The sequence below is a fragment of the uncultured Intestinimonas sp. genome (assembly GCF_944387245.1).
Lineage (GTDB): Bacteria > Bacillota > Clostridia > Oscillospirales > Oscillospiraceae > Intestinimonas.
Window position 1 is genome coordinate 1 of the sequence record NZ_CALXEE010000106.1, and the last position, 5,539, is coordinate 5,539.

At 62.2% G+C, this 5,539-nt stretch carries 8 protein-coding genes and 2 pseudogenes; 6 read left to right on the plus strand and 4 right to left on the minus strand.

The annotated features are described in order from the left end of the window. The 6 genes and pseudogenes from Q0K15_RS10385 to Q0K15_RS10410 form a co-directional block, all read left to right on the plus strand. Positions 1-90 (plus strand): annotated as a pseudogene (locus Q0K15_RS10385) (30S ribosomal protein S13); the annotation flags it as partial. Positions 91-105: 15 nt separating this feature from the next. Further along, positions 106-510, plus strand: a complete 405-nt coding sequence (gene rpsK, locus Q0K15_RS10390) for a 30S ribosomal protein S11 (protein WP_130848319.1) — start codon at positions 106-108, stop codon at positions 508-510. 21 nt (positions 511-531) lie between these two features. Further along, a complete protein-coding gene (rpsD, locus tag Q0K15_RS10395; protein WP_130848318.1) occupies positions 532-1,161 on the plus strand; it encodes a 30S ribosomal protein S4 in 630 nt (209 codons plus the stop codon). 120 nt (positions 1,162-1,281) lie between these two features. Beyond that, positions 1,282-2,235: a DNA-directed RNA polymerase subunit alpha gene (locus Q0K15_RS10400; RefSeq protein WP_130848317.1), complete on the plus strand. Its 954-nt coding sequence runs from the start codon at positions 1,282-1,284 to the stop codon at positions 2,233-2,235. A gap of 156 nt (positions 2,236-2,391) precedes the next feature. Continuing rightward, positions 2,392-2,733 (plus strand): 50S ribosomal protein L17, encoded by a 342-nt coding sequence (gene rplQ / locus Q0K15_RS10405; protein WP_130848316.1) that lies wholly within the window; start codon positions 2,392-2,394, stop codon positions 2,731-2,733. 127 nt (positions 2,734-2,860) lie between these two features. Next, entirely contained in the window at positions 2,861-3,085 is a 225-nt protein-coding gene (locus tag Q0K15_RS10410) for a DUF3343 domain-containing protein (protein WP_294515779.1), read from the plus strand. Positions 3,086-3,130: 45 nt separating this feature from the next. Here the strand turns inward: Q0K15_RS10410 and Q0K15_RS10415 are convergent, their stop codons facing one another. The 4 genes and pseudogenes from Q0K15_RS10415 to Q0K15_RS10430 form a co-directional block, all read right to left on the minus strand. After that, the gene (locus Q0K15_RS10415) at positions 3,131-3,766 is read right to left on the minus strand and encodes an ABC-2 transporter permease (protein WP_294515780.1); all 636 of its coding nucleotides are present in this window, start codon (positions 3,764-3,766) and stop codon (positions 3,131-3,133) included. Continuing rightward, complete coding sequence (locus Q0K15_RS10420; protein ID WP_294515781.1) at positions 3,763-4,620, minus strand: ABC transporter ATP-binding protein; 858 nt, start codon at positions 4,618-4,620, stop codon at positions 3,763-3,765. The genes Q0K15_RS10415 and Q0K15_RS10420 overlap by 4 nt, the downstream gene beginning before the upstream one ends. A 1-nt stretch (position 4,621) precedes the next feature. Then, on the minus strand, positions 4,622-4,996 hold the full coding sequence (locus Q0K15_RS10425; protein ID WP_294515782.1) for a GntR family transcriptional regulator: 375 nt from the start codon (positions 4,994-4,996) through the stop codon (positions 4,622-4,624). Positions 4,997-5,136: 140 nt separating this feature from the next. Further along, a pseudogene (locus Q0K15_RS10430) lies at positions 5,137-5,539 on the minus strand (type I glyceraldehyde-3-phosphate dehydrogenase); the annotation flags it as partial.

Genomic DNA, 5,539 nt, shown 5'->3' on the forward strand with positions numbered 1-5,539 from the left:
AAGGGCCTGCCCGTCCGCGGCCAGCGCAGCAAGACCAACGCCCGTACCCGCAAGGGTCCCAAGCGTACCGTCGCCAATAAGAAGAAGTAAGGAGGGAAGATACACATGGCTACTGCTGCTAAGAACGGCAAGAAAGTGGTGCGTAAGCGCCGCGAGCGTAAGAATATCGAGAAGGGCCAGGTGCACATCCGCTCCTCCTTCAACAACACCATGGTCACCGTGACCGACATGGGCGGCAACGCCCTGAGCTGGGCCTCCTCCGGCGGCCTTGGCTTCCGCGGCTCCCGTAAGTCCACCCCCTTCGCCGCTCAGACCGCTGCTGAGACCGCTGCCAAGGCGGCCATGGAGCACGGCCTGAAGACCGTTGAGGTGTACGTGAAGGGCCCCGGCGCCGGCCGTGAGGCCGCTATCCGCGCCCTGCAGGCCGTGGGCCTGGAAGTCACCCTCATCAAGGACGTGACCCCCGTTCCCCACAACGGCTGCCGGCCGCCCAAGCGCCGCCGCGTCTGATTTAGAGGAGGGAATTACAATATGGCAAGATATACCGGAGCGGTCTGCCGCATGTGCCGCCGGGAGGGCCAGAAGCTCTTCCTGAAGGGTGACCGCTGCTACACCGACAAGTGCGCCATGGAGCGCCGCCCCTTCGCGCCCGGCCAGCACGGCAACGCGCGGAACAAGAAGATGAGCGAGTACGGCATGCAGCTGCGCGAGAAGCAGAAGGCCCGCCGCTACTACGGCGTGCTGGAGAGCCAGTTCGCCAAGTACTACGAGATGGCTTCCTCCAAGAAGGGCGTCACCGGTGAGAACCTGCTGGCCATCCTGGAGTCCCGCCTGGACAACGTCATCTACCGTCTGGGCTTCGCCATGAGCCGTCCTGAGGCCCGTCAGCTGGTCCGTCACGGCCACTTCACCATCAACGGCAAGAAGGTCGACATCCCCTCTTACCTGGTGAAGCCCGGCGAGGTCATCGCTCTGAAGGATTCCAGCCGCAGCCTGGATAAGTTCAAGGCTTCCCTGGAGGCCAACGGCTCCCGCCCCGCCCCCAAGTGGCTTGATTTCGACCAGAACACCCTGGTGGCCAAGGTTGTCGGCACTCCCGCCCGGGAGGACATCGACCTGCCCATCGAGGAGCACCTGATCGTCGAGCTGTATTCTAAGTAATCGATTTGATACCCTCGACTGTGGGAGAGCGGGGGCATCGCCCCCGCGTCCCAATGAACCTAACGACGATACGGCAGAGCCTGCCCGCTCTGCCGCCGCAACAAGGAGGGTAACTGTTTCATGGTAGAAATCGAAAAGCCGCGCATCGAATGCGTGGAAAACCCTGGCGACGGCTCCTATGGCAAGTATGTGGTGGAGCCGCTGGAGCGCGGCTATGGCACCACTCTGGGTAACTCCCTGCGCCGGATTCTGCTGTCCTCTCTGCCTGGCACCGCGGTGACCTCCATCAAGATCGCCGGTGTCCAGCACGAGTTCTGCACCATCCCCGGCGTCAAGGAAGATGTGACTGAGATCGTCCTCAACGTGAAGGGCATCATTGCCAAGCTGCACTCCGAGGGCGTGAAGACCGTCTATATCGAGGCCAACGGCGAAGGCGAGGTCACCGCCGGCGACATCAAGGCCGACGGCGAGGTGGAGGTCCTCAATCCCGACCACCACATTGCCACCCTGGGCCCCGACGCCTCCCTCAACATGGAGCTGACGCTGTCCCATGGCCGTGGCTACGTCCCCGCCGACCGGAACAAGCCGGCCCAGACGGTCATCGGACTCATCCCGGTGGACTCGATCTACACGCCTGTGAAGAAGGTGAACTACACGGTGGAGAACACCCGTGTGGGCGACCTCACCGACTTCGACAAGCTGACCCTGGAGGTGTGGACCAACGGCACCATCACCGCCCGGGACGCGGTGAGTCTGGGCGCCCGGATCCTGGTGGACCACTTCATGCTCTTCACCGATCTCTCTGAGACCATGGGCAACAAGTCCACGGTGGTGGAGAAGGCGGAGGCCCAGCGGGACAAGGTCCTGGAGCTGACCATCGAGGAGCTGGACCTGTCGGTCCGGTCCTTCAACTGCCTCAAGCGCGCCAACATCAACACGGTGGAGGACCTCATCTCCAAGACCGAGGACGAGATGATGAAGGTGCGCAACCTGGGCCGCAAGAGCCTGGAAGAGGTCATCAACAAGCTGGCCATGATGGGCCTGTCCCTGGCCAGCGACGACAGCAACAATTAAGGCTGTACTGGAGGGCGGTCCGGGGGGCATGTAACGTCCCCTCCCGGATCCGGGACGCCGTCCCGGCCCACGTCCTCCCGAGGGCACGCGCCCTCAGGACGAATTTACAGAGAAGGGCGTTCGCTGTGCGAAACGCCGATTGAGGAGTGTATCACAATGTCCGGATATCGTAAGCTTGGTAAGCGTTCTGACCAGCGTAAGGCTATGCTCCGCGCCATGGTGACCTATCTGCTGGAGAACGGCCAGATCAAGACCACCTACGCCCGCGCCAAGGAAGTGGCTCCTGTGGCCGAGAAGATGATTACCCTGGCCAAGCACAACAACCTGGCCACCTATCGTCAGGCTCTGGCCTTCATCACCAAGGAGGATGTGGCCAAGAAGCTCTTCGACGAGATCGGCCCCAAGTACGCCTCCCGCAACGGCGGTTACACCCGCGTTGTGAAGATCGGCCCCCGTCGGGGCGATGCCGCCGAGATGGCCATCGTGCAGCTGGTGTAATCGGTAAGATCACCTCACGCTGAATAAGAAAAGCCCCTTACGTATCCCTGGTGCACCGGGGATACGTAAGGGGCTTTCTTCCATGCTTCCACACACCTCCCAGGGGGAGGGGAAAGAAGGGCTCGTCATGACCTATCTGGCCACCTTTTCCTCACAATTTGACAGTATTTTGGCCAGCCGTGTGCTCCACAGCGCCGGTGCCCGTTCCACCCGTCTCATGCCGGTGCCCCGGGAACTTTCCACAGCCTGTGGAACCTGTGTGCAGTTCGACTGGGACGGAGAGCCGCCGGCGGTGGACCGGGCCGACCGACTCTACCGCCAGGTGGGGACAGAATGGCAGCTGCTTCGATAGAAATGGGCGCCGCGACGAAAGTCACGGCGCCCATTTTACACATACTCAGAGGTCTCTGTGGAAAAAGATCCGTTTGGAGAAAAGATAGGAGGGGATCAGTGCCAGCAGACCCACCACCGGCAGCACAAAGAGGGGGAAGCGCAGCGCAGAAAGGGAGAGGCCCATCTCCTTGAGGCCGGTGAGGCCGCCGAAGATGACGCCCACCCCAACCCCCAGGACCAGGATCAGGTAGAGCCGTGCCTTCTGGGAGCCGAACCTGAAGAGGAGGGGGAGGAGGATGGCGTTCATGAAGCAGCCGTAGGCGGCGGGGAGGAGGCCGCTGAGGAGAAGGTCCACCCGCGCCTGTCCCTGGGCGCCGGAGACCAGAGCCACGATCAGTTGGAGGAGGAGGGAAAATACCAGGGAGCCGGCGCAGACCAAAATGGTGAGGAGGTAGCGGGCCTTCACCACCCCCGCCCGGCCGGAGGGGAGAGCGGCGGCATATTTGTCCCACCGGGCCTGCTCGTCGTAGGCGAAGAGGTTCACCGGGATCATGATGCACATGATTGACACATAGGTGACGAAGAAGGAGATGTCGTAGATGCCAAAGGCGGTGAGGGCGGCAAAGACGGCAGCCACCGCCACATAGCTTTTAAACATGCTGAGCGAGAGATAGAGGTCCTTTTTCACAAGGCCTGTCATGCCTCGTCCCCCCTTACCGTAAATACCATGATGTCCTCCAGGGTCACCGGGTCCACCGTCAGCTCCGGATACCGCCGCCGGAAGGCCTGCCGGTCCTTTACCAGGGCCTCGCAGCCGAACTGGCTCACCCGGGTGCCCTCCAGCAGGGCGGGGTCCACCGCCGCCAGGTCGGCGCGGGAACATACCAGCCGCCCGTAGGTGTCCAGCAGCTCATCCTTGGCCCCCTGGAGGACCGCCCGGCCCCTATGGAGGTAGGTCACATAGTCTGCCGCCTTCTCCAGGTCGCTGGTGATGTGGCTGGAGAGGAGAATGGCGTGGTCCTCGTCCTGGATGAAGGTGAGAAACTCGTCCAGAAGCTCGTTGCGGACCACCGGGTCCAGCCCGGCGGTGGCCTCATCCAGGATGAGCAGCCGGGGGTGGTGGGCCAGGGCGGAGGCGATGGAGAGCTTCATCTTCATGCCCTTGGAGAATTCCTTGATCTTCTTGTTCCGGGGCAGCCCGAACCGGTCCAGATAGGCGTCAAAGAGGGGGGCGTCCCAGTTCCGGTAGGCTCCGGCCAGGATCTTTCCCACCTGGGGCGCCTTCAGCGGGTCGTGGAAGGCGCTCTCGTCCAACACGACGCCGATGTCCTCCCGGAAGTCGCTGCCCTCCGTCACCTCCCGGCCCAGGACCTGCACCGAGCCGCCGTCCCGGTGAATAAGTCCCAGGATGGCCTTGATGGTGGTGGTCTTGCCGGCGCCGTTCTCGCCGATGAGGCCGAGAATGGTGCCGCCGGGCAGGGTCAAGTCCACATGGTCCAGGCAAAAGTCGCCGTAGTTTTTGCACAGGCCCCGTACTTCGATGAGATTGGCCATATCACTCGTCTCCATATAGAATGTTCAGCGCCCCGGTGAGCTCCTCCAGAGAGATGCCGCCGCCCTTGGCGATGTCCACCGCCTGGGAGAGATGCTCCTCCACCCGGCGGAGGCAGTCCTCACGGACCAGCTCCAGATCTCTGGGGGCCACGAAGCAGCCCTTGCCGGGCACCGTGGTGAGGAAGCCCTCACGCTCCAGCTCCTCGTAGGCCCGCTTGGTGGTGATGACCGAGATGCGCAGTTCCTTGGCCAGCAGCCGCATGGAGGGGAGGGCCTCCCCCTCCTTCAGCTCCCCCCGCAGAATGAGGCCCTTCATCTGCTGGGTGATCTGCTCGTAGATGGGCACGCCGGCACTGTTGCTGATGATGATGTCCATGGTTCACCTCGAGATGGTATACTGTATATATCAAGCATATACAGTATAGACACAGTGGCACCGATTTGTCAAGGGGGAAAAAGAAAAAGACCGGACCCATCTGGGTCCGGTCTTTTTCAACGTAATAGGGAAAAGGAAAATTACTTGTGGTCCACGCCGTACATATAGGTGATGAGATCGACCACCTTGTTGGAGTAACCCCACTCGTTGTCGTACCAGGACACGACCTTCACGAAGGTATCGGTGAGGGCGATGCCGGCCTTGGCGTCGAAGATGGAGGTGTGGGGATCGCTGATGAAGTCGGAGGAGACCACGTCCTCGTCGGTGTAGCCCAGCACGCCGGCCAGCTCACCCTCGGAGGCCTCCTTCATGGCGGCGCAGATCTCGTCGTACTTGGCGGGCTTGGCCAGGTTGACGGTCAGGTCGACCACGGAGACGTCCAGAGTGGGGACACGCATGGACATGCCGGTCAGCTTGCCGTTGAGCTCGGGGATGACCTTGCCCACGGCCTTGGCGGCGCCGGTGGAGGAGGGGATGATGTTG

Excerpts from the sequence above, each read along its gene's own strand:
- rpsK (WP_130848319.1), top strand. The coding sequence starts at position 106 with ATGGCTACTGCTGCTAAGAACGGCAAGAAAGTGGTGCGTAAGCGCCGC.
- rpsD (WP_130848318.1), top strand. The coding sequence starts at position 532 with ATGGCAAGATATACCGGAGCGGTCTGCCGCATGTGCCGCCGGGAGGGC.
- Q0K15_RS10400 (WP_130848317.1), top strand. The coding sequence starts at position 1,282 with ATGGTAGAAATCGAAAAGCCGCGCATCGAATGCGTGGAAAACCCTGGC.
- rplQ (WP_130848316.1), top strand. The coding sequence starts at position 2,392 with ATGTCCGGATATCGTAAGCTTGGTAAGCGTTCTGACCAGCGTAAGGCT.
- Q0K15_RS10410 (WP_294515779.1), top strand. The coding sequence starts at position 2,861 with ATGACCTATCTGGCCACCTTTTCCTCACAATTTGACAGTATTTTGGCC.
- Q0K15_RS10415 (WP_294515780.1), bottom strand. The coding sequence starts at position 3,766 with ATGACAGGCCTTGTGAAAAAGGACCTCTATCTCTCGCTCAGCATGTTT.
- Q0K15_RS10420 (WP_294515781.1), bottom strand. The coding sequence starts at position 4,620 with ATGGCCAATCTCATCGAAGTACGGGGCCTGTGCAAAAACTACGGCGAC.
- Q0K15_RS10425 (WP_294515782.1), bottom strand. The coding sequence starts at position 4,996 with ATGGACATCATCATCAGCAACAGTGCCGGCGTGCCCATCTACGAGCAG.